Origin of the sequence: Actinomadura sp. NPDC047616 (assembly GCF_040642915.1) — a bacterium.
GTDB lineage: Bacteria > Actinomycetota > Actinomycetes > Streptosporangiales > Streptosporangiaceae > Spirillospora > Spirillospora miaoliensis.
In genome coordinates, this window is the sequence record NZ_JBEYTB010000016.1 from 173,215 (window position 1) to 191,182 (window position 17,968).

Genomic DNA, 17,968 nt, shown 5'->3' on the forward strand with positions numbered 1-17,968 from the left:
CACCCCCGGGCACGTCAGTATCGTGACGACTCAGTGGTGATCCACGTCACACCCGGAAGGCGGTGGGTCGTGCGGGACGGAGAGCCCGGGCTGCGCGTGTGCGGCGTCACCGTGCGGCGCCGCGGGGTGACCGTGCTCGACGGCGCGGACCTGACGGCGCAGCCCGCGACGGTCACCGGACTGGTCGGGCCGGACGACGCCGGGGCCGCCGCCCTCGCCGACGTGGTCTGCGGCCTGCTGCGGCCCGCGTGCGGCAGCGTCCACCTGGACGGCGCCGACCTCGTCCGCAGGGCCCCGCGCCTGCGCGGCCGCCGGGGCGTGGCGCGCACCTTCCGCCGCCCCGAGGTGTTCCGCGGGCTCACCGTGCGGGAGAACGTGCTGGTCGCGGCGCAGGCGCACGCGCTGACGCGGGAGGTGCCCGGCCGCTCCCGCCGCGACCGGCGGCGGATCCGGCGGGCCGCGTTGCGGGAGGCCGGGACGGTCGCCGACGCGCTGCTGGAGCGCCTCGGCATCACCGCGTACGCGGCGCGGCGCGCCGGCCGGGTGCCGCCCGGCGTGGCGCGGCTGGTCGAACTGGCGCGGGCGCTGGCCGCCGACCCGCGCCTGCTGGTGCTGGACGAGCCGTCCGCGGGGCTGTCGGTCCCGCAGACGCGCGCGCTGGAGGTGCTGCTGCGCGAGGTGGCGGCCGAGGGCCCGGCGGTGCTGCTGATCGAACGGGACCTGGAGCTGATGATGGGCGTCTGCGACCGGCTCCACCTCATGCGCGCCGGCCGGGTCGTCGCGTCGGGCTCGCCGTTCGAGGTGCGCGAGACCTGCCGGCCCCGCCCGGCGCCGGTCGCCGGCCGCTGACCGCCGCCCACCAGGCGTCACGCCCGGCCCGCCGCCGTCCGGCGGCCGGCCGGGCGGCGATAATGACGGCACACGGTGGCCGTGCCGGATCAGGCCCGCGCCACGAGCCGACGCCGAAAGCGAGACGCGCATGACGACCGAGCGGCGCCCCGTCCGGGAGGCCCTGCTCGACGCGGCCGCCGAGATCCTCACCCGCGACGGGTACCGGGGACTGCGGATGCGGGACGTGGCGGAGGCCGCCGGGGTGAGCCGCCAGACCGTCTACAACGAGTTCGGCGACAAGTGGGGGCTGGCCCAGGCGGTCGTCATGTGCCACAACGACAGGTACCTGGACGGCATCGACCGGGTGCTGTCCGAGCACGCCGACCTGTACTCGGCGGTGGCGGCCGCCGTCGTCTACACGATCGAGACCGCCGCCGACGACCCGATCAACAAGACCGTGCTCACCGGCGCCGACGGGGACGAGCTGCTGCCGCTGCTGACCACGCGGGCCGAGCCGCTGCTGTTCACCGCCCGCACCCGCATCATCGACCACGCCACCGCCCAGTGGCCCGGCCTGGACCCGGTGGCCCTCACCGAGATGGCCGACGTCGCCATCCGGCTGACGATGAGCCACATGATGCTGCCGCACGAGCCGCCCGAGCGCGTCGGCCACCTCATCGCCCGCCTCGTCACCCGCTACCTGGCCCCGGCCACGGGAACGCGCGACGCCCGAGGTTCTTGATCGTCTCCTGTTGCCTTGATCACATCCGCGGCGCAGCATAGGGGCGAACCGGTCACACCCCCCAGACCGCCGAGGAGAACCGCGATGCCCACCAGGTCCTACGCCAGCACCGTGCTCAGCGCGCCCGCCGACGAGGTGTGGCGCTTCCTGCGCGACTTCGGGAACCTGGCCGACTGGATGCCCGCGGTGGCCACCGGCGTGATCGAGGACGGCGGGCCCGCCGACCGGGTCGGATGCGTGCGGCGGCTGATCGGCCCCGGCGACACGGTGTTCCGTGAGCGGCTGTGCGGCATGGACGACGCCGACCGCTCCTACTGGTACGAGATCCTGGAGTCCCCGCTGCCGATCCGCGACTACGTCGGCCGCATCCGGGTCGCGCCGGTCACCGACAGCGGGCAGTCGTTCGTCGAGTGGTACGGCGAGTTCTCGGTGGACGCGGCCGACGAGGAGGCCATGCGCAAGACCCTCACCGGCGCCATCTACCGCCCCGGACTGGAGGCGCTCGGCAAACGCTTCTCCTGACGTCCTCCCGCCCCGGCCGCCCCCGCCGCCGCGAAGGCGGCGCGCAGGCGGCGCACCGCGAACCGCATGGCGTCCACGGCGGCGTCGAAGTGCTCGGGCAGCAGGAAGAACGAGTGCACCACGCCCTCGTACCGGCGCAGCTCGACCGGCACCCCCGCCTCCGCCAGGCGCCGCGCGTACGCCTCGCCCTCGTCGCGCAGCACGTCCAGCTCGGCGGTGATCACGGTGGCGGGGGCGAGGCCGGACAGGTCGGGCGCGCGCAGCGGGGCCAGCAGCGGGTCGGCCGGGTCGGCGTCGCCCCGGTACATCTCCAGGCAGCGGGCCATCCCGGCGGCGTCCAGCCCGTACCCGGTGCCGTACGCGGCGTAGCTCGGGGTGTCCATGGCGGTGTCGGTGACGGGGTAGACCAGCAGCTGGTGCGCCAGGTCGAGGCCGCGGTCGCGGGCGGTGAGCGCGACCGCGGCGGCCAGGTTGCCGCCCGCGCTGTCGCCGGCGACCGCCACCGCCGCGGGGTCGGCGCCGAACCGCCCGGGATCGCGCGCGACGGCGGCGGTGACCGCCCACGCGTCGCGCACCGCCGCGGGGAACCGGTGCTCGGGGGCCAGCCGGTAGCCGACGCTGATCACGACGCAGCCGGTGTCCGCGGCCAGGTCGCGGCAGGCGGCGTCCACGCTGTCGAGCCCGCCCAGCACCCAGCCGCCGCCGTGCAGGTACACCAGCGCGGGCAGCGGCGCCCCGCCGGGCGGCTCGGGACGGTACAGCCGCACGGGGACGGCGCCGTCGGCGCCGGGCACGGCCAGGTCGGCGACGTGCGGCAGCTCGCGGCGGCGGATCGGCAGGGCCCGCAGCGTGGCCTCCAGCATGCGGCGGGTCTCCGGCAGCGTCGGCTCCGGCCCGTCCAGCGTGGTCAGGGGGGCGAGCATCTCCAGGTAGCGGGCGGTCTGCGGATGCATGGGCATGGCCGGCCTCCGGTCGCGGGCCGCGACGCGGCCAGACGGACGGGACAGCGGCGAACGTACCCCGATAAGCCGGGCTGAAGATCTCCCCGATTGCCATACCGGTCAGCGCACGGGGGGGCGGGGCGGCGTCAGCGCACGGGGCGGGTCAGCGGCCCCAGGCCTCGGCGACCAGCGCGTCGAACAGCCGGCGGTCCTCGCCCTCCTCGGGGTGCCACTGCACGCCCACGCCGAACCGGTGACCCTGCAGCTCGACGGCCTCCACGACCTGGTCCTCGGCCCAGGCGACCGCGGCCAGGCCCTTGCCGAGCCGGGCGATGGCCTGGTGGTGGCCGGTGACCACCTGGGCGGTCTCGCCGAGGATCTTGCCGATCCTGCTGCTCGGGCTGATCTGCACCGCGTGGCCGCCGTACATCCCGCCGGGCGGGGCGTGCCCGGTGTGCCCGACCGCCTCGGGCAGGTGCTGGACGAGGACGCCGCCGCGCGCCACGTTCAACGCCTGCATGCCCCGGCCGACGGCCAGGAACGGCATGTCGGCGTCGATGACGGCGCGCAGCAGGGCCAGCTCGAACCGGTCGCGCTGCGGCTGCGGCGGCCCGGTCTCGTGGTGGCGCCCCATCCCGTACAGCTGCGGATCGAGGTCGGCTCCCCCGGCGAACACGACCCCGCCCAGCCCCTCGACCAGGGCGTCGAGGCCGCGCAGCCCCGCCGTCGGCGGCAGCATGACCGGCACGCCCCCGGCGCGTTCGACCGACCGCAGGTAGGACACGGGCAGCAGGGCGGCCTCCCGCACCCACTCGCTCCAGCGGGCCGGTTCCAGACAGGTCGTCACGCCGATGAGCGGCGGTGCGCCGACGGCGGCCGCGCGGGGCTCGGGAGCCCCTCGGATCGCCTCTCCCATGCCCTCCCCCTTGATGAGCGCCGGCCCCGACCCCGGGCCGCACGGCCGCGAAACCGGCCCGGCCGGGAGCACCCCGGCCCGGCCGATTTCGAAATCTACCCTCCGGGTTGAGATTTATCCACCGCCCGGTAAATCGTGTTGCCATTCGCGGTCGGCCGCCCTTCCGCGCATGACTCCCCGCTTTGGTCCGGATTCACCCGAAAAATGAGTCCGAATGATCATCGAGACGGACCCGAACACATACCGAGCAGTATTCTTCTCCCGCCCTCACATGCGCCGATGACACCGGATAACCATTCCGCCACTCTTCGCACACCCCGCGCCGCCTTCCCTTCGACCGGTTGATTACCAGCGTCTTTCAGTGCGAGAATCTCACGAACTCGGACGTGGGGGGCGTCCGGCAGGCGCCGGCGGGCGGAGGGGCCCCGGCGAGAAAAGCCCTGGGGGGCGAGCTGGCAAATGTCATCGATACCCCGAATCGTCAAAGAGAGCTTCACCCGTATCGAACCCGTGGCGGACGGCGCGATCGCCTATTTCTACGGTCGCCTATTCGCCGAGAATCCACGGCTGCGCGCGCTTTTCCCGCCCGCGATGGACGGCCAGCGCGAACGCCTTTTCCAGGCGCTGGCCCGCGTCGTGTGGAGCCTGGACGCGCCCGGCGAACTGACCGACTACCTGGAACGGCTCGGCCGCGACCACCGCAAGTACGGGGTGCTGCCCGAGCACTACGCGGCCATGGGCGCGGCGCTGATCGCCACGCTGCGCAGGTTCGGCGGCGCCGACTGGTCGCCCGAGGCCGAGGCGGCCTGGACCGCCGCCTACCGCACCGCCGCCGACATCATGATCGCCGCGGCCGAGCGCGACGCGGCCACCGCCCCGCCCTGGTGGGTGGCCGAGGTCGTCGGCCACCGCCGCCCCACACCGGACCTGGCGGTGGTGACCCTGCGCCCCGACCGGCGGCTGGAGTTCACCGCCGGCCAGTACGTGCAGGTGCAGACCGCCCGCTGGCCGCGCGTGTGGCGCAGGTACTCGATCGCCAACGCCCCGCACCCCGACGGGACCCTGTCCCTGCACGTGCGGGCCGTGCCGGGCGGCTGGGTCAGCGGCGCGCTCGTCCGGCACACGCGCGTCGGCGACACCCTGCTGCTCGGCCCCGCCCGCGGCACCCTGACGCTCGACCCCGGCTGCGACCGCGACCTGCTGCTGGTCGCGGGCGGCACCGGCCTGGCACCGCTCAAGGCCCTGGCCGAACAGGAGCTCGCCTGGGGCCGCGAACGCCGCGTCCACCTGGTGGTCGGCGCGCGCGCCCCGCTCGACCTGTACGACCTGCCCGACCTGCGCCTGCTGGAGTCCGGCCACCCACGGCTGCGGGTGATGCCGGTGCCGTCCGACGCCCCGCCCCACGACGGGCTGCGCGGGCCCGTCGCCGACGCGCTGGGGCGGATACGCGAGCGCTGGGACGACCACGAGGTCTACGTGGCCGGTCCCCCCGGCATGATCAGGGCCACGGTGGACGCGCTGCAGAACCTCGGCGTGCCCCTGGACCGCGTCCACCACGACCTGCTGGAGGCCGAACGAGACGACGCCCGGACCTCCTCCTGACCCGCGCGCTCCTGCCGCCGGCCGCCCGCACCGCGCGGGCAGTTCCAGGGGGACGGCGCACCGGCGGCAGGTGCACCTCACCACCGCTCGACAAGGGGCGGTACCGCCCGGTCACCACCCGGCGCGCTCACGCAGGAACGCGCCGGTCTCCTCGTCGGCCGGGTAGAACGACTCGATGGCCAGCTCCGCCACCGTGACGTCGACCGGAGTACCGAACGTGGCGATCGTGGTGAAGAACGACAGCCTCCGCCCGTCGTCCAGCCGCAGCCGCAACGGGACGAACACCTCGTGGCCCGTGGGCGGCGGCGCGGGCTCGGCGGGGGCCTCGGCGCCGGGATAGTCGCGCAGTTCCCGATACAGGTCGGCCAGCGCCGGGTCGGCGGTGAGCGCCACATGCCGCCGCACCCGGTCGATCATGTGCGCCCGCCACTCCCCCAGGTTGACGATGTTCTTGGCGATCCCGCCCGGATGCATGCTCAGCCTGAGCACGTTCAGGGGCGGCTCCAGCAGCTCCGGCGGCGCCCCCTCCATGAAGAACTGCGCCGCGCCGTTGGCGTCGATCAGATTCCAGAACCGGTCGACCACCACCGCCGGGTACGGCTCGTGACCCTCCAGGACCTGCCGCAGGGCCGCCCGCACCGAGTTCATGCGCGGCTCCTCGATCGGGGTCTCGGTGTAGACCGGCGCGTACCCGGCCGACACCAGCAGCAGGTTGCGGTCGCGCAGCGGCACCTCCAGGTGCTCGGCCAGCCGCAGCACCATCTCCCGGCTCGGCGTCGACCGCCCGGTCTCCACGAAGCTCAGGTGCCGGGTCGACACGGCCGCCTCGGAGGCCAGCTCCAGCTGGCTGAGCCGCCGCCGCTGCCGCCACGCCCTCAGCTGCTCCCCGATCGGCCGCACGTCCCCCAGGGACATCGTCATCGTCGTCACGCTCCGACGCTACCGACCTCCAGGTCATACGCACGATTACGTCCCAGGTAACCCGGACTGTCGGAGGCGGCTGCCAGAGTTCTGGTCCATGGCGACATGGCGACAGTTCGAACAGGAGGCCCCGGAGCTGGCCGAGCGGATCCGGGAACGCTTCACGGCCGCCGACACCCACGTGCTGGCCACCCTGCGACGCGACGGCTCCCCGCGGGTCAGCGGCACGGAGATCGACTTCTCCGGTCCCGACCTGGCGTTCGGCTCCATGCTGAACGCGGTGAAGGCCCGCGACCTGCGGCGAGACGGCCGCTGCGCGATACACGCCCACCCCGCCGAGGGCGGCGACGCGAAGGTCGCCGGCGTGGCCGTCGAGGTCACCGACCCCGAGGAGAAGAAGACCTACACCACCGGCGGCGAACCCCCCGGCGGCTTCCACGCCTTCCGCCTGGAGCTCACCGAAGCGGTCCTGACCTCGGTCGAGGGCGACGAGCTGGTCATCCGCCTGTGGCGCCCCGGAAACCCGGTCAAGGTCCTGCGTCGCACGTGACGATCTCCCGGCGGGGGCGGCGCGCGGCGGGTTCGGTTACCCGGGAGGTAATCGACGGCCCGCCGCGCGTCGGGCAGGCTGCCGGCTGGAACCCGCCGGACGGAAGGACCCCCATGACCACCGACGACCTGCTCGACGCCATGCCGTTCGCGCGCGCCGTGGGCATCGAGATCGACGCCGCCGCGCCGGAGGAGGTCACGGGACGTCTGGCATGGGCGCCGGAGCGGTGCACCGCGGGCGGCGTCATGCACGGCGGCGCCGTGATGACTCTGGCCGACTCCGTCGGCGCGGTCTGCGCGTTCCTCAACCTGCCGCCGGGCACGTCGACGACGACTCTGGAGTCCAAGACCAACTTCTTCCGCGCCGTACGCGGCGGCGAGGTCCGCGCGGTGGCGCGCCCCCTGCACGCCGGGCGCACCTCGATCGTCGTGCAGACCGACCTGTACGACGCCGACGACCGCCGGGTCGCCCAGGTGACCCAGACCCAGGCCGTCCTGTCCCGCTGACGCGCGCGCACCGGCGCGCGAGGCGGGCGCGCCGTGCGGAGACCGGCTGCGTCGCGATCAGCGTCGGCCTGCCGGTCGGCCCCCGAGCACCGGTTCCCCGCACGGCAGGACAGCCGTCGCCGAGGCGACCGACCACATGCGCCCGGGTGCCCGGGACGACCGACGCGCGCCCGTCTCGGCGTGATGGGCGCGCGTCGCGGCCTGGGGTCGGGGTGGTGTCACCTGGAACGCGCGGGGACGCGCATCTCGCTGACGGGGTGCGGGCCCGCGGGCTCGTGGCGGTACTCCTCGCCGAACAGCTCGCGGTGCTCGTCGATGACGCGCTCGCTGGGCGGCTCCTCGCCGCCGTGGATCTGCTCCTGCATGCGCTCGAAGCGCTCGTGGGCCTCGCGCACGTACCCGGCGCCGAGCGTGGTCAGGTCGATCTGGGTGGCCAGCAGGTCGCGCAGGAACTCCTTGTTGGGCTCGAAGGTCACCGGCGCGGGCAGCTCGGGCGCCAGGATGCTCTCCGGGTCCCGCCCGTCGTGCCGGCGCATCATGTCGCAGGCGATGCGCAGGTGCTCCAGCTCCATGTTCAGGTGCAGCTCCCAGATGGCCTTGACCTTGGGGTCGGACTCGGTCTCCATCATCGAGTGGTACATGTAGCACTCGTTGTACTCGTGGTTGACCAGCCGCTCCCACCAGGTCTCGCCCGGGTCGACCAGCGACTCGTAGTGCGTGACGTGCTCCTCCTCGATGAGCCCGATCTCCTGGTAGAGCTGGCGGGCGATCGGCTCCATGTACTGCGGGCCGACGTTCATGTAGAAGTTCATCGTCTGCTGCTCGGACGCGGTGATCGTCAGCGCGTGCAGCTTGGAGATCGGCTCGGCCCGGTTCCGGTCGTAGGGGTCGCGGACGTTGTCGGCGGCGTCGCGGTGCTCCATCTTGGTGGGACGGCCCGGCATGACCTCGGTCATGTCACCGACGATCTTCTCGGCCTTGCGGTGCTCGATCATCTCGTAGAGGTTGGCGTACCGGTACAGGTGGTCGAAGTCCTCCAGCACGCCGAACTCGTACGCCTGCTTCAGGTACGGGTCGGGCTCCATCCGCGCCACCCACGAGGTGAGGTCCACGGCGACCTGCTCGTAGGAGATGGTGGTCTCCAACGCGCTGGCCTGGCCCGGCAGCAGCCAGTTGACGGTCTTCTGCTGCTGCTGCTCGATGTAGCGGACCTGGGCCAGCTGCCGCCTGATCTCGGGATCGGGACAGACCCGGGAGAAATGGTGGCTGAAGAAGACCGCCTCCACCTCGATGCCGTTCATCGTGATGATGCGGCACTTGGTGTAGGGATCGGCGCGGTCGGGGTCGACCGGCACGACGTTCATCTCCCGCCAGTTGCGCACCTGCCTGTCCAGCGGGATGCCCCGGTGTTCCAACGGGTTGAAGGACATGTACCTCCCCTTTCTGCCGAGATCGCCCCTGTGTGGAGATCGCGCCCATGGCGCCGTACCCGCCCCCACGCGCCCTTCACATTCGCCCGTCCCCAACTTTCGGCAATGTCCGCTTAGCCCTCTGACGTCCGGGTACGGCGACGCTCGCACGGTCGACGGACGAGAGCAGACGCGAGGAGCGACACATGGGCACTTCGACCACCCAGGCCCCGGCCCGTGACGTGATCGACCTGCTGTACATGCAGCACGGCCAGATCCGCGACCTGTTCGCGCAGGTCGAGAGCAGTACGGGCAACGAACGCCGGGACGCCTTCCGCAAGCTGGTGCGCCTGCTGGCGGTGCACGAGACCGCCGAGGAGGAGATCGTGCACCCGCTGGCCCGGCAGAAGCTGGACGGCGGCGACGGCATCGTCGACGATCGCCTGGGCGAGGAGCGCTCGGCCAAGGAGCTGCTCGCCGAGCTCGACGGCATGGACACCGAGGACCCGCAGTTCCTGCCCAAGCTCGACCGGCTGCGCATCGAGGTGCTCAGCCACGCCCGCGCGGAGGAGCGCTACGAGTTCGAGCGGCTGCGCGGCCAGTTCGGCAAGAAGGAGCTGTCGGCGCTGATGAGGGTCGTGCAGGTGGCCGAGGCGACCGCGCCGACCCACCCGCACCCGGGCGTGGAGTCCGCCACCAAGAACCTGGCGGCCGGGCCGCTGGCGGCGGTGATGGACCGCGTCCGCGACCTGGTGCGCCAGGTGAAGGGCTGACCGGACGGCACGGGGGCGGGCCGGCGGCGCGTCGTGGCGACGGAGCCGTCCGGGCCGACGCCTTTACGTTGTAGATTCCTTGTCGGCGAGGTGCTCGGCGAAGAACCCGAGGATGCGCCGCCAGCCGTCCTCGGCGTTCTCCCGGCCCCGTCCCTGCCGCAGCACGACCTTGGTCAGCGGGACCATGGGGGCGGGCACGTCGGTGTCGGTCAGGAAGCCGTGCCCCGTCCGGGGGTACTCCTTGACGTCGTGCGGCACCCCCGCCCGGGTCAGCGCGCGTTCCAGCCTGGCCGCCGCGCCCGGCAGCATCAGATCGTCGGCGCCGTAGCTGGCGACGACCGGGCAGGCGCCGGCCAGGGTGCGGGCGGCGTCGCGCGGCAGTATCCCGTAGTTGGCCGCCGCGGCCTGGAAGTCGTACCGGGCCGCCGCGACCAGCGCGAAGCCGCCGCCCATGCAGAACCCGATCACGCCGGTCCGGCCGGTGCAGTCGTCCCGTCCGACCAGCCACCGCCGCGCCGCCTCGATGGAGTCGTAGGTCGCGCCGCGCCGCGTCATCAGGTCGCGCATCGCCGCGCGCACGCACCGCAGCCACGGCGCGCCGTGGTACAGGTCGGGCAGGACGGCCAGGTAGCCGTGGGAGGCGAGCCGGTCGGCCTGCGCGCGCATGTCCGCGGTGGCGCCGAACGCCTCGAACAGGACCACGACGCCGGGCCACGGCCCCTCCCCCTCGGGCACCGCCAGGTACCCGGGCAGTTCCCGTCCGCCGAGCGGAATGCTGATGTCGGTCATGACCCCACACCCTCCCCCATCCCGGCCGCCGTTCCCACTTCCGACGCGCCCGGCCCGAGCGCCACCGGCGCGTCGTCGGAACGGGGACGGTGATCGGGCTGGCCGTGAAGGCGCGGGCGGAGCGAGAATCAGATATGGCCCGCTGGGTCCTGCACGTCGACCTCGACCAGTTCATCGCCGCCGTGGAGGTTCTGCGTCACCCGGAACTGCGCGGGCGTCCGGTCGTCGTCGGCGGGGACGGCGATCCGACCAAGCGCGGCGTGGTCGGCACGGCGTCGTACGAGGCCCGTGCCCACGGCGTCCACTCCGGCCTGCCGCTCCGCACGGCGGCGCGGCGCTGCCCGGAGGCGGTGTTCCTTCCCGTCGACGCCGGCGCCTACCGGGCCGTCTCGGCCCGGGTCATGGCGACGCTGCGGGAGTTCGACGCCGTGGTGGAGGTGCTCGGCTGGGACGAGGCGTTCCTGGCCGTCGAAGGCGACGACCCGGAGGCGACGGCCCATGAGATCCGCGCTCGGATACGCGCGGCGACCGAACTCGAATGCACGGTGGGCATCGGGCAGAACAAGCTCCAGGCCAAGCTGGCGACCGGCTTGGGCAAGCCGGCCGGCGTCTTCCGGCTCACCCACCGGACCTGGTTCGAGGTGCTCGGCGACCGGCCGACCGACGCGCTGTGGGGCGTCGGGGCCAAGACCGCCAAGCGGCTGAAGGCCATGGGCATCGCCACCGTCGGCGAACTGGCGGCGGCCGACCCGCGGACCCTCGCCGAGCGTTTCGGCCCCACGATCGGGCCGTGGCTGGTGCGGCTCGCCCAGGGGCAGGACCACTCGCCGGTGGACGGCGCACCGTACGTCCCGCGCTCCCGCGGCCGCGAGACCACTTACCAGCACGATCTGCGCGACTGGGAAGAGGTCCGTCGCGAAGTGTCCAACCTGGCGCGGCAGGTCGCGCACGAGGCCGCCGCGGAGCGGCGGCGCGCCGCACGCGTCATCGTCAAGGTCCGCTACGCGCCCTTCATCACGCGGACCCACGGCCGGGCACTGGAGACGCCGACGGCCGAGGCGTCCCGGATCGAGGAGGCCGCCCTCGCCGCCCTCGACCGGTTCACCGAACGACGGCCGGTGCGCCTGCTGGGCGTCCGCGCCGAGTTCGCCCGCTGACCGTTTCCGTCGTGCTCGGCGCACTACGCGACCTGGCCGCCACCGTCACCCGAATGCTCCAGGGCCCGCCCCAGTAGCACCGCCCCGGCGGTCAGACCTTGCGCCATCGGGGGATCCAGGCACCGTCCTCGATCTCGTAGTCGCCGAACAGGGCGGGGGCCTCGCGGCGCATCACCTCGCCGATGCGGTGGAACAGCAGGCGGATCTCCTCCTCGGCGCCGGCGGCGGTGCGGTTCTCGATCGTGTGCCGCAGGGTGCGGACGTTGGCCGTCCACACCAGTCCGGTGGCCACGCCCTCGGGGGCGAAGCGGCGCATGAACGAGGTCTTGTGCTTCTTCTCCTTGAAGGGCACGCCGTCGTCGTCGAGGCGGAAGCGCTGGGCCATCCAGCCCTGGAACTCCTCCATCTGCTCCAGAAGCGCGGTGGCGCGCTTCATCAGCTCGGCGTCCTCGCGGGCCCACTCGGGGAACCAGAACGGGATGTCCTGCAGCCGCACGAAGCGCAGGGACTCCTGGGAGATGGCGACGCCGGGCCGGTGCCGGACGAGCTCATGGGTCAGCACCCGGCTGACGTTGTGCAGGACGAAGCTGAAGCTGACGTGCTCCAGCACCGAGCCGTGCATGCTGCGCAGGATGTTCTCCAGGTAGGCGTCCTGGTCGGTGCGGATCCGGGTGACGTTGGGGTTGAGGCCCGGCTCCCAGGAGCGGTAGCACAGCCGGCCGGCGAACTCGGCGAGGTTCTGCGGGTCGTTCAGCTCGGCGTCGAGGTCGCCGCGGTCGAGCCGCTCCAGCCAGCTCTCCCCGCCCACGTCGCGCAGATAGCGGGCCACCTCGTCGTAGTCCAGCTCAGGCCGCGCGACGAGGTACACCTCAGGCTCGACGCTCTTCACGTGCTCTTCCCCCTACCGGTCGTTTCCTCGGCGCCTAGCAAACCAGTTTCGCCCGGCGGTTCGCGAACCGGTGCGGTCGTCATGGACGTATGGGGGTGACACTCCTGTCATGGATGCAGCAGACTGGGAGAGTTCGCAGGTCTGGGGAGGAACGGGATGCAGTCGACGCCGGCGGTGCGAGGGCCCTATCGCGGGCGGCCGATCTCGTTCCTGGGCCCCTACGAGACGGCCGGGTGGCGGCTGAAGGTGTACGGGATCACCTCGGAGGGAACGCGGCCGCCGGCCGGTCTGGTGGACGCGGCGCTGACGCTGGCGCCCGAGGTCATGCCGGCGCCCGCGGTGCTGCGCGACGGGGCGGAGCCCGACCGTTACGGCCTCGGGTTCGTGGTGGTGCACCGGGCGGGCGACTTCTGCTTCGCGCTGTACGACTGGTGGGCCGGGGAGAACGAGATCCACCAGCGGCTGTACTCCTCGCCGCTGGACGATCCGCGGGCCCTGCGGCCGCATCCCACACCGGCGGTGTTCTGCGTGTGGGAGGGGGCGGTCGTCGACCACGAACGGCGGGCGTGGCTGCGGCACGTGCTCGCCCGGCCGGACGCGCCGGACGTCGACGCCTACCTGGGCGACCGCTTCGAGGGGACGGTCTGATGGCGGCCGAGCTGAAGGTGCTGGGCGCCTGCCCGCTGGACTGCCCGGACGACTGCTCGTGGGTGGTGACGGTGCGCGACGGCGAGGCGGTCGGGCTGCGCGGCAATCCCGACCACCCGTACACCAGGGGCGCGCTGTGCACCAAGGTCAACCGGTGGCTGGAACGGGCGGGCGACGCGGACCGGATCCGGTATCCGCTGCGGCGGACGGGCCGCAAGGGAGAGGGCCGGTTCGAGCGGATCTCCTGGGACGAGGCGCTCGACGAGATCGCCACGCGGCTCGACCACGTCGTCCGCGGCCACGGCGGCGAGGCGATCTGGCCGTACTGGGGCACCGGGACGCTCGGCTACGTCCAGGGCCTGGAGGGGACGGCGGGCCGGCGGTTCTTCAACGTGCTGGGCGCCTCGGCGCACGACGCCAACATCTGCTCGTCGGCGGGCAGCTCCGGGCTGAAGTGCACGATCGGCTCGTCGGCGGGCATGGACCCCGAGGACCTCGCCCACGCCCGGCTGGTCCTGCTGTGGGGGACGAACCCGCTGACCAGCGGCCACCACGTGTGGAAGTTCGTCCAGGCGGCGCGGCGCGAGGGCGCGTACGTGGTGGCGATCGATCCGGTCGCGACCCGGACGGCGCGGCAGGCCGACGAGCATCTGGCGCCGCTGCCCGGCACCGACGCGGCGCTGGCGCTGGGGCTGCTCAACGTGGTCGTCGGGCTCGGCGCGCAGGACGAGGACTACATCGAACGGCACACGCTGGGCTGGGCGGAGTTCCGCGAGCGGATCCAGGAGTTCCCGCCGGAGCGGGCGGCGCGGATCACCGGGGTGCCCGAGGACGCGATCGTCGCACTGGGCGAACGGATCGCGCGGACGCGTCCCACCGCGATCCGCGCCACGCAGGGGTTGCAGCGGCACGGCGGCGGCGCGGAGACGCTGCGGACGCTGGCCTGCATCCCGGGCGTGACGGGCGACTGGGCGCGGCTGGGCGGCGGGCTGACGTTCTCCACCTCCGGTCACGTCAAGCTGAACCGGGCCGCCCTGTTCCGGGACGACCTGCGGCCCGGCCCGGTGCGGACGCTGTCGATGAGCAGGCTCGGCGAGGGGCTGCTGGAGGTGGACGACCCGCCGGTGATGGCGCTGTTCGTCATCGCCGCCAACCCGGTGGGCAGCACCCCGCACCAGAACAAGGTCCGCCGCGGGCTGGCCAGGGAGGACCTGTTCACGGTCGTCCTGGAGCAGTTCCCGACCGACACGACGGACTACGCCGACATCGTCCTGCCCGCCACGATGCAGCACGAGCACGCGGACCTGCACGACGGCTACGGGCACCTGTACCTGACGTGGAACGAGCCGGCCGTGGCGCCGCCGGGCGAATGCCTGCCGACCACCGAGACGTTCCGGCGGCTGGCGCGGCGCATGGGGCTGACCGAGCCGAGCCTGTACGACTCCGACGAACGGCTGGCCGAGCAGGCCCTGTCGTCCGAACATCCCTGGCTCACGGGCATCACCCTGGACAGGCTCCGCAAGGAGGGCTTCGTCCGCCTGGCGGCGCCGAAACCGTTCCTGCCGTATGCGGAGAGGTTCCCGACGCCTTCGGGACGGCTGGAGTTCCGGTCGCAGCGGGCCGAGGCGTTCGGCCTCGACCCCGTGGCCGGGTACACGCCCCCCGGCGAGGTGACCGACGCCGAGCGTGCGCGCCGTTTCCCGTTGGCGCTGGTGTCGGCGGCGTCGCACCACTTCCTCAACACCGTGTTCGGTGAGAACGCCGAGCTGCGGCGGCGTTCGGGCGGGCCGACCGTCCGGCTGCACCCCGACGACGCGGCCGCGCGCGGGCTGGCCTCGGGCCAGCGGGTGCGGGTGGCCAACGAGCGCGGGGCGTTCGAGGCGGTGCTCCAGGTCACCGACGAGGTGCGGCCGGGAGTGGCGGCGACGAGCAAGGGGCACTGGCCCAAGCTGTCCGGAGGGGCGAACGCCAACGCGGTGGTGGACGAGCGCGACACCGACCTCGGGGGCGGTCCGGTGTTCCACGACACCCGCGTGGAGGTGTCGGCGGTGTGACACCCGCGCGCGCCTGATCGGGTGCTCGGTACGGTTGGGCGCGTACGGAGGGAATCCATGACGTTTCAGTCCGATACCGGCGCGTTGCTCGACCGGGCCAGGAAGTACGAACGGCAGGGCCGGGCCGAGGAGGCCGCGTCGGCGTACGCCCGCGCCGCCGACGCGCTGGAGGCGCGGGCGGACTGGTTCTCGGCCGTCGCCGTGCGCGCCCGGCACGCCCGCGCGCTGTGCGACGCGGGCCGTACCGACGAGGCGCTGCGGGTCCTGGCGGCCGCCGACCGCGCCGCCTCCGGGCTGCCCCTGCCCGCGTCGACCGAGCCGCGCGCCGTCCTGGACGGGCAGGCCGCGCACGTGCTGGCGGGCGCGGGCCGCATGGACGAGGCGGTGGGACGCGCCGTCAGATCCGTGTCGGGTTTCCGGGCGGTCCAGGACCACAGGCGCGCCGACAGGGTCGCCGTGCACGCGGCGCGGCTGGCGCTCAAGCGGTCCGGGCCGCGCGCCGCCGTGCCCGTCCTGCGGGAGCTGCTCGCCCTGCTGGCGCCCGCGTCCGACGGACACCGCCAGGTGGCGGGCATGCTCGCCGACGCCGAACGGCAGCCCGACCGCGACCACGACATCCTCCTCGCCGACCCGGACGTCCCGACGTGGGGTCGCTTCGCGCACGCCATGGCGGTGGGCGCGCACCTGGCGGTCGGCAACGGGGTGGCGTGGAACTCGGTCACCGACGGCCGCGAGACCCGCGAGGAGAACCGGCGGCTGCTGGCGGACAGCTCGTGCTGGGGCGGATGCTGCGGTTCGACGACGGCGAGTTCGGCGACTGGTACGCGCGTTCCCTGACCGGTCACCGCATCCTCACGCAGGACCCCGCCAGCCCGTGGCGGAAGCTCGCCTGGGGTTAGTCCTCGCGCGGGCCGCGCCGCCACCGCGACCAGGCGGCGGTGAGCGCCGCCGACTCGTCCTCGTCGAGCAGATGCGGGGCGCCCACGGCCAGCGCGGCGCCCAGCAGCGCCAGGCACGCCCCGTGCCAGGCCCCGGCGAGCATCTCCTCGGTTTCGCCGTCGTCCTCCACCACCTCGACGCCCGGGCGTCCGCGCAGGCGGGCGCTCTCGTGCACCGCGTGCGACACCGCGCTCAGCCCCGATCCCACGGGCGACCCCGACGGCCCGGCACCCGGGATCCGCAGGACCCCCTCGTGCGCATCGCCGAGGTAGGGGCCGGGGTTCGGCTGCGTCGCGAGCCACCTGTCCCAGGCCGCGCCGTAGGCGGAGGCGGCATGCGGGTGGCGGGCGGCGGCGAGACGTTCGGCGTCGTCCTGGGTGAGGTCCTTCGCCGCGTCGATCACCTCGGCGACGCGGCCGCCGTGCGGGCCGAACACGGTCGCCACGGGAATCTCCTCGACCACGCGCACGGCGGCCGCACGGGTGTAACTCGCCGACGGCGGCAACTCGCCGTCGGCCCGCGCGATGGCGGCGCGCGCCTCGGCCGTGTCGGGTTCGACGACCTCGACGCGCCACAGCCGTCCGGGCCACCGCCAGATCGGGAAGCCCTCCAGGGATCGCTGCACGACGATCCACGGCGGCCGCGGCGCGGGGAGCGTCACGCGGCGTCCCGGCGCGGCCCCGGCCATGGGACCGGGATCCGCGTCGGGCACGTAGACGAAGCCCCGGATCACGCGGCGACGGCCGCGTCGATGTCGTCGAGGATCGCCCGCTTGCCGTCCTCGTCCAGGAAGGACGCGGTGACCGCGTTGCGCGCCAGGCCCGCCAGCTCGGCGCGGCCCAGCCCGAACACCTCGGCGGCCACGCGGTACTCGCCGGTGAGGGTGGTGTCGAACATCGGCGGGTCGTCGCTGTTCAGCGTGACGAACAGGCCCTGCTCCAGCATCGCCGGCAGCGGGTGCTCGGACAGGTCGCCGACCTGGCCGGTGCGCAGGTTGGACGTGGGGCACACCTCCAGCGGGATCTGGCGTTCGCGCAGCAGGTCCATCAGCCGCGGGTCCTGGACGCAGGTGATGCCGTGGCCGATGCGTTCGGCGCCCAGGCCCTCGACGACCTCCCAGATGGTCTCCGGCCCGGTCATCTCGCCGCCGTGCGGGACGCTGTGCAGCCCCGCGTCGCGGGCGGCGCGGAACGCCGCGCGGAAGTCGTCCCGGTAGGGCGGGCGCATCTGCTCGACGCCGCCGATGCCGAAGCCCACCAGCGCCTGCGGCGCGTGCTTGACGGCGTGCTCGGCCGTGGCGGCGGCGCCGTCGGCGCCGAACTCGCCCGGGATGTCGAAGATGTAGGCGACGCGGATGCCGTGCTCGTCGCGGGCCCGCCGCGCGGCCTCGTCCAGGGCCTCGGTGACGGCGGGCATCGCCATGCCCATCCGCTGGTGCGTGTAGGGGGTGACGGTCAGCTCGACGTAGCGGGCGTTCTGCGCGGCCAGGTCGCGGGCGGCGCCCAGCACCAGGGTGGCGACGTCGTCGGGCGTGCGGACGAGGCTGGACACCGCCTCGTACACCTGCGCGAAGTGCGGGAAGTCGCGGAAGCGGTAGAAGGCGCGCAGCTCGTCCTCGCTGGTGGGGACGGGGCCTTCGGGGTGGCGGCGGGCCAGCTCCAGGACGGTCGGCAGGGACGCCGAGCCGACCAGGTGCACGTGGAGCTCGACCTTGGGAAGGGCGTCGATGAACGTTTCGATGGGCGTGGTTCCGTTGGGCACGGGGGCGACGCTAACAGG

The 17,968-nt window shown here is 73.6% G+C and carries 19 protein-coding genes; 11 read left to right on the forward strand and 8 right to left on the reverse strand.

The window, feature by feature from the left end; all coding sequences use genetic code 11:
• Nucleotides 1-69 precede the first annotated feature (69 nt).
• The 3 genes from ABZ801_RS32210 (at nucleotide 70) to ABZ801_RS32220 (ending at nucleotide 2,095) form a co-directional block, all read left to right on the forward strand.
• Nucleotides 70-849 (forward strand): ATP-binding cassette domain-containing protein, encoded by a 780-nt coding sequence (locus ABZ801_RS32210; protein ID WP_360705081.1) that lies wholly within the window; start codon nucleotides 70-72, stop codon nucleotides 847-849.
• A gap of 130 nt (nucleotides 850-979) precedes the next feature.
• Nucleotides 980-1,573 (forward strand): TetR family transcriptional regulator, encoded by a 594-nt coding sequence (locus tag ABZ801_RS32215; protein ID WP_360705084.1) that lies wholly within the window; start codon nucleotides 980-982, stop codon nucleotides 1,571-1,573.
• A gap of 84 nt (nucleotides 1,574-1,657) precedes the next feature.
• Nucleotides 1,658-2,095, forward strand: a complete 438-nt coding sequence (locus tag ABZ801_RS32220; protein ID WP_344956682.1) for an SRPBCC family protein — start codon at nucleotides 1,658-1,660, stop codon at nucleotides 2,093-2,095.
• Here ABZ801_RS32220 and ABZ801_RS32225 read toward each other — a convergent pair.
• Both ABZ801_RS32225 and ABZ801_RS32230 read right to left on the reverse strand, forming a co-directional pair.
• Nucleotides 2,053-3,054, reverse strand: coding sequence for an alpha/beta hydrolase (locus ABZ801_RS32225; RefSeq protein ID WP_360705087.1), 1,002 nt, complete (start codon nucleotides 3,052-3,054; stop codon nucleotides 2,053-2,055). The genes ABZ801_RS32220 and ABZ801_RS32225 overlap by 43 nt on opposite strands.
• Before the next feature lie 145 nt (nucleotides 3,055-3,199).
• A complete protein-coding gene (locus tag ABZ801_RS32230) occupies nucleotides 3,200-3,952 on the reverse strand; it encodes a gamma-glutamyl-gamma-aminobutyrate hydrolase family protein (RefSeq protein ID WP_344956678.1) in 753 nt (250 codons plus the stop codon).
• Between the two features lie 459 nt (nucleotides 3,953-4,411).
• Here ABZ801_RS32230 and ABZ801_RS32235 point away from each other — a divergent pair, with 459 nt between their 5' ends.
• Complete coding sequence (locus ABZ801_RS32235) at nucleotides 4,412-5,554, forward strand: globin domain-containing protein (RefSeq protein WP_360705089.1); 1,143 nt, start codon at nucleotides 4,412-4,414, stop codon at nucleotides 5,552-5,554.
• Nucleotides 5,555-5,665: 111 nt separating this feature from the next.
• Here the strand turns inward: ABZ801_RS32235 and ABZ801_RS32240 are convergent, their stop codons facing one another.
• Nucleotides 5,666-6,475 carry a helix-turn-helix transcriptional regulator gene (locus tag ABZ801_RS32240; protein ID WP_360705178.1) on the reverse strand — a complete coding sequence of 270 codons (810 nt, stop codon included), beginning with the start codon at nucleotides 6,473-6,475 and terminating at the stop codon, nucleotides 5,666-5,668.
• Nucleotides 6,476-6,572: 97 nt separating this feature from the next.
• Here ABZ801_RS32240 and ABZ801_RS32245 point away from each other — a divergent pair, with 97 nt between their 5' ends.
• Together ABZ801_RS32245 and ABZ801_RS32250 are read left to right on the forward strand one after the other, a co-directional pair.
• Nucleotides 6,573-7,025: a pyridoxamine 5'-phosphate oxidase family protein gene (locus ABZ801_RS32245; protein WP_344956674.1), complete on the forward strand. Its 453-nt coding sequence runs from the start codon at nucleotides 6,573-6,575 to the stop codon at nucleotides 7,023-7,025.
• A 113-nt stretch (nucleotides 7,026-7,138) separates the two neighbouring features.
• The gene (locus tag ABZ801_RS32250) at nucleotides 7,139-7,531 is read left to right on the forward strand and encodes a PaaI family thioesterase (protein WP_360705092.1); all 393 of its coding nucleotides are present in this window, start codon (nucleotides 7,139-7,141) and stop codon (nucleotides 7,529-7,531) included.
• Between the two features lie 218 nt (nucleotides 7,532-7,749).
• Here the strand turns inward: ABZ801_RS32250 and ABZ801_RS32255 are convergent, their stop codons facing one another.
• Entirely contained in the window at nucleotides 7,750-8,961 is a 1,212-nt protein-coding gene (locus ABZ801_RS32255) for a hypothetical protein (protein ID WP_344956670.1), read from the reverse strand.
• 185 nt (nucleotides 8,962-9,146) lie between these two features.
• Between ABZ801_RS32255 and ABZ801_RS32260 the strand changes: the two genes are divergently transcribed.
• Nucleotides 9,147-9,713, forward strand: coding sequence for a hemerythrin domain-containing protein (locus ABZ801_RS32260; protein WP_344956668.1), 567 nt, complete (start codon nucleotides 9,147-9,149; stop codon nucleotides 9,711-9,713).
• Between the two features lie 63 nt (nucleotides 9,714-9,776).
• Here the strand turns inward: ABZ801_RS32260 and ABZ801_RS32265 are convergent, their stop codons facing one another.
• Nucleotides 9,777-10,502 carry a dienelactone hydrolase family protein gene (locus tag ABZ801_RS32265; RefSeq protein WP_360705096.1) on the reverse strand — a complete coding sequence of 242 codons (726 nt, stop codon included), beginning with the start codon at nucleotides 10,500-10,502 and terminating at the stop codon, nucleotides 9,777-9,779.
• 134 nt (nucleotides 10,503-10,636) lie between these two features.
• Here ABZ801_RS32265 and ABZ801_RS32270 point away from each other — a divergent pair, with 134 nt between their 5' ends.
• A complete protein-coding gene (locus ABZ801_RS32270; RefSeq protein ID WP_360705099.1) occupies nucleotides 10,637-11,659 on the forward strand; it encodes a DNA polymerase IV in 1,023 nt (340 codons plus the stop codon).
• A gap of 91 nt (nucleotides 11,660-11,750) precedes the next feature.
• On the opposite strand, the gene thyX is transcribed toward ABZ801_RS32270, so the two are convergent.
• Nucleotides 11,751-12,548, reverse strand: a complete 798-nt coding sequence (thyX, locus tag ABZ801_RS32275; RefSeq protein WP_344956655.1) for an FAD-dependent thymidylate synthase — start codon at nucleotides 12,546-12,548, stop codon at nucleotides 11,751-11,753.
• A gap of 156 nt (nucleotides 12,549-12,704) precedes the next feature.
• Between thyX and ABZ801_RS32280 the strand changes: the two genes are divergently transcribed.
• The 3 genes from ABZ801_RS32280 to ABZ801_RS32290 are packed head-to-tail and all read left to right on the forward strand — an operon-like array spanning nucleotide 12,705 to nucleotide 16,087.
• Entirely contained in the window at nucleotides 12,705-13,196 is a 492-nt protein-coding gene (locus tag ABZ801_RS32280) for a hypothetical protein (protein WP_344956653.1), read from the forward strand.
• Entirely contained in the window at nucleotides 13,196-15,250 is a 2,055-nt protein-coding gene (locus ABZ801_RS32285; RefSeq protein ID WP_360705103.1) for a molybdopterin oxidoreductase family protein, read from the forward strand. The genes ABZ801_RS32280 and ABZ801_RS32285 overlap by 1 nt, the downstream gene beginning before the upstream one ends.
• Before the next feature lie 57 nt (nucleotides 15,251-15,307).
• Nucleotides 15,308-16,087, forward strand: a complete 780-nt coding sequence (locus ABZ801_RS32290; protein WP_360705106.1) for a hypothetical protein — start codon at nucleotides 15,308-15,310, stop codon at nucleotides 16,085-16,087.
• Between the two features lie 58 nt (nucleotides 16,088-16,145).
• Here the strand turns inward: ABZ801_RS32290 and ABZ801_RS32295 are convergent, their stop codons facing one another.
• Nucleotides 16,146-16,922 (reverse strand): hypothetical protein, encoded by a 777-nt coding sequence (locus ABZ801_RS32295; protein WP_360705109.1) that lies wholly within the window; start codon nucleotides 16,920-16,922, stop codon nucleotides 16,146-16,148.
• Nucleotides 16,919-17,950: an adenosine deaminase gene (gene add / locus ABZ801_RS32300; protein WP_360705112.1), complete on the reverse strand. Its 1,032-nt coding sequence runs from the start codon at nucleotides 17,948-17,950 to the stop codon at nucleotides 16,919-16,921. The genes ABZ801_RS32295 and add overlap by 4 nt, the downstream gene beginning before the upstream one ends.
• Nucleotides 17,951-17,968: the final 18 nt, after the last annotated feature.

Excerpts from the sequence above, each read along its gene's own strand:
- ABZ801_RS32215 (WP_360705084.1), top strand. The coding sequence starts at position 980 with ATGACGACCGAGCGGCGCCCCGTCCGGGAGGCCCTGCTCGACGCGGCC.
- ABZ801_RS32220 (WP_344956682.1), top strand. The coding sequence starts at position 1,658 with ATGCCCACCAGGTCCTACGCCAGCACCGTGCTCAGCGCGCCCGCCGAC.
- ABZ801_RS32225 (WP_360705087.1), bottom strand. The coding sequence starts at position 3,054 with ATGCCCATGCATCCGCAGACCGCCCGCTACCTGGAGATGCTCGCCCCC.
- ABZ801_RS32230 (WP_344956678.1), bottom strand. The coding sequence starts at position 3,952 with ATGGGAGAGGCGATCCGAGGGGCTCCCGAGCCCCGCGCGGCCGCCGTC.
- ABZ801_RS32235 (WP_360705089.1), top strand. The coding sequence starts at position 4,412 with ATGTCATCGATACCCCGAATCGTCAAAGAGAGCTTCACCCGTATCGAA.
- ABZ801_RS32240 (WP_360705178.1), bottom strand. The coding sequence starts at position 6,475 with ATGACGATGTCCCTGGGGGACGTGCGGCCGATCGGGGAGCAGCTGAGG.
- ABZ801_RS32245 (WP_344956674.1), top strand. The coding sequence starts at position 6,573 with ATGGCGACATGGCGACAGTTCGAACAGGAGGCCCCGGAGCTGGCCGAG.
- ABZ801_RS32250 (WP_360705092.1), top strand. The coding sequence starts at position 7,139 with ATGACCACCGACGACCTGCTCGACGCCATGCCGTTCGCGCGCGCCGTG.
- ABZ801_RS32255 (WP_344956670.1), bottom strand. The coding sequence starts at position 8,961 with ATGTCCTTCAACCCGTTGGAACACCGGGGCATCCCGCTGGACAGGCAG.
- ABZ801_RS32260 (WP_344956668.1), top strand. The coding sequence starts at position 9,147 with ATGGGCACTTCGACCACCCAGGCCCCGGCCCGTGACGTGATCGACCTG.
- ABZ801_RS32265 (WP_360705096.1), bottom strand. The coding sequence starts at position 10,502 with ATGACCGACATCAGCATTCCGCTCGGCGGACGGGAACTGCCCGGGTAC.
- ABZ801_RS32270 (WP_360705099.1), top strand. The coding sequence starts at position 10,637 with ATGGCCCGCTGGGTCCTGCACGTCGACCTCGACCAGTTCATCGCCGCC.
- ABZ801_RS32280 (WP_344956653.1), top strand. The coding sequence starts at position 12,705 with ATGCAGTCGACGCCGGCGGTGCGAGGGCCCTATCGCGGGCGGCCGATC.
- ABZ801_RS32285 (WP_360705103.1), top strand. The coding sequence starts at position 13,196 with ATGGCGGCCGAGCTGAAGGTGCTGGGCGCCTGCCCGCTGGACTGCCCG.
- ABZ801_RS32290 (WP_360705106.1), top strand. The coding sequence starts at position 15,308 with ATGACGTTTCAGTCCGATACCGGCGCGTTGCTCGACCGGGCCAGGAAG.